General features: G+C 42.1%; 3 protein-coding genes and 1 pseudogene. 3 read left to right on the forward strand and 1 reads right to left on the reverse strand.

The window, feature by feature from the left end:
* Positions 1 to 210: pseudogene (locus BN587_RS11865) on the forward strand (pyridine nucleotide-disulfide oxidoreductase); the annotation flags it as partial.
* 12 nt (positions 211 to 222) lie between these two features.
* Positions 223 to 585 (forward strand): DUF1667 domain-containing protein, encoded by a 363-nt coding sequence (locus tag BN587_RS05335; RefSeq protein ID WP_021720113.1) that lies wholly within the window; start codon positions 223 to 225, stop codon positions 583 to 585.
* Between the two features lie 129 nt (positions 586 to 714).
* On the opposite strand, the gene BN587_RS11390 is transcribed toward BN587_RS05335, so the two are convergent.
* A complete protein-coding gene (locus BN587_RS11390; RefSeq protein WP_021720114.1) occupies positions 715 to 1,077 on the reverse strand; it encodes a hypothetical protein in 363 nt (120 codons plus the stop codon).
* A 263-nt stretch (positions 1,078 to 1,340) separates the two neighbouring features.
* Between BN587_RS11390 and BN587_RS05345 the strand changes: the two genes are divergently transcribed.
* The gene (locus tag BN587_RS05345; protein WP_021720115.1) at positions 1,341 to 2,225 is read left to right on the forward strand and encodes a YitT family protein; all 885 of its coding nucleotides are present in this window, start codon (positions 1,341 to 1,343) and stop codon (positions 2,223 to 2,225) included.
* Positions 2,226 to 2,524: the final 299 nt, after the last annotated feature.

Consider the following 2,524-nt stretch of genomic DNA (forward strand, 5'->3'; position numbering starts at 1 on the left):
GCTGAAATTCCTGCTGACGAGAAGGTTAAGCTGTTCATGCGTGTTGCTGCACCGCACCGCAAAGTTAAGCTGGAGGTTAAGAGCGGCGATAACGTTCTGTTGAGCCGTCCTCTGCCCGTAGCAAAGCCCAGTGAAATGATTGCCGTAGAAATTCCGGTTGCAAAATTTGCCCAGATCGGTGACGAAGTTACCGTAGGTCTGGTGCTGTAAGGAGGGTATAAAATGGCTGTTGAAACTCGTGTTATGAACTGCATTATGTGCCCTATGGGCTGCGAGATGACTGTTACCATTGAAAATGGTGCAGTTACCAATGTTACCGGCAACACCTGCCCGCGTGGCGCTAAATATGCTAACGATGAAGTTACTGCTCCGAAGCGTATGCTGACCTCTACTGTTGCTGTAGAAGGCGGTATGCTGCCTTTGCTGCCCGTAGTATCCGCTAACGTACTGCCGAAGGAACGTATCATGGACTGCGCACGCTTCCTGCGCACCGTCAAGGTTACCGCTCCGATTAAAACCGGTGACGTTGTAGTTAAGGATATTCTCGGCCTTGGTGTAGATATTATCGCTAGCCGTGATATGTAATCAGCTGAGGATTCTTCTGTTACATACAATATAGTAAAAATTGCAAGAGCTGCAGTTACACTACCTTGTGTAGTGTGAAACTGCAGCTCTTTTTGTGTATGAGTAATGAGTATGAAAGGAGTATGTTAATCAGGTGTTTTTGGCAATTACCGCACCCAGTACAGCACCGATGATGAAGCTGGTGGTAGCTTTTTTGTTGCTGTCCTTTTTCGTTACGTAATTGTCGTTCTTATGACGCTTGTCATAGCGGTCATGTCTGTCGTAACGGTCGTGTTTGTCATAACGATCATGCTTGTCGTAACGGTCGTGCCTGTCATAGCGGTCATGCTTGTCGTAGCGGTCGTGTCTGTCATAGCGGTCGGAATGACGCGGTGGCGGAGCATCGTGCCTTTCGTGAGCGGATGCTACGCTTGCCAGCGGCAGAGAAAGCACCATGGCAGCCATGGCAATTGCTGTGGTTTTCTTCATATACTTGGTTAATGTTGTCATCATATTTGGCACCTTCTTTCTTAAAGTGGTTGTTTACCTTTGTTGTCTTTATTATAAAGGCAGTATATGGCGAAATTATGACGATTTTGCCTGATTTGCAAAAAAAATAAGCAGAAAAAACTGTAAAGACTTTAGCATTTTACTTGTATAGATACGGAAAAAGTGCTTTATTTACTTAGTTATTACACAAAGAGAAAATTTTACGTTATTATAATAGTAGTTATTAATAAACCCCCTTCCCGTCAGTCGGCAAAGGAGGCTGTAGCATGAAGGCTGTTACCTATCTGAAACAATTTCTTTCATTAAAGTCCCTCAGCCTGATTATAGGCGGCTCGCTGGTATATTCCATCGGCTTTAATATGTTCATTTTGCCATGTAATCTTTATAATGGAGGCTTTTTAGGGATAGCACAGCTGCTGGGATATTTTATGAGAAACGTCTTGGGACTGAGCTTTGTTACCGATAACTATATCGGCATTATCTATTTTCTCCTGAATATACCCTTGATGCTGCTGGCTATACGCAAGTTTGGCAAGGATTTTTTAGTAAAATCTGCTGTCTGCATCACAAGCTATAGCGTATTGCTGAGTCTTGTGCCTGTTGCGGAATATAATTATCTGCCTGATACGATTACGGCTTGTCTGGCAGGCGGTATTCTGTGCGGTCTGGGCTGCGGCATGACGCTGATGAGCAAGGGCAGCGGCGGCGGTGAGGGTATTTTGGGACTGCTGCTGATGCAGCGTTATCATAATATGAGTGTAGGCAAAGTCTTCAATATTATTAATATCTTTGTCTTTGGCAGCTGTATTCTATTATATGATGTTGCTGCAGCAGTCTACTCTATCTTCTTTGCTGTGATTACTTCCATTGTTCTGGATAAGGCATATTTGCCCAGTATTACGGTAACGATGATTGTAATTACTAAAATAGATTTGGTAGAAGAGGTTATTTTTGCGGCTGTGCATCGCGGTGTAACTAAAATTAAGGGCATAGGTGCCTATAGCGGTGAAAATACCAATGTGCTTTTGACAGTTGTTTCTAAGGTTGAGTCGATGAAATTACGTCATTTGCTTGAAGAATGTGATCCGAATATCTTTATTATTGAATACGAAAATGTATCGGTGATAGGAAATTTCGAAAAAAGATTATAGAAATTTTTGCCGAAAAATGACGTTTTGCAAGCTGTTTTTGAGGATTTTTCGTAGATTTTTATAGAAATTTTGAAGTTTTTTCAGGTGCTTCAAAGCGTGTATACATGATACTTTATTTGTCCACGAATCCAAGTGTATCACTAAAAAATCTTAAAAAAGTTGTAAAAAAGGTGTTGACATTACCTTGCCCACGTGGTAATATATACAAGTCGCCGGGATACAGCGACAAACACAAACAACAAAGTTGCGAACAAACGCAACAGAGTGAACCTTGAAAACTGAACATTGAACCTAGAAAA

Origin of the sequence: Phascolarctobacterium succinatutens CAG:287 (genome assembly GCF_000434895.1) — a bacterium.
In the GTDB taxonomy this organism is placed as follows: domain Bacteria; phylum Bacillota; class Negativicutes; order Acidaminococcales; family Acidaminococcaceae; genus Phascolarctobacterium_A; species Phascolarctobacterium_A succinatutens_A.

Coding starts and splice junctions, on each gene's coding strand:
- BN587_RS11390 (WP_021720114.1), bottom strand. CDS start 1,077: ATGATGACAACATTAACCAAGTATATGAAGAAAACCACAGCAATTGCC.
- BN587_RS05345 (WP_021720115.1), top strand. CDS start 1,341: ATGAAGGCTGTTACCTATCTGAAACAATTTCTTTCATTAAAGTCCCTC.
- BN587_RS05335 (WP_021720113.1), top strand. CDS start 223: ATGGCTGTTGAAACTCGTGTTATGAACTGCATTATGTGCCCTATGGGC.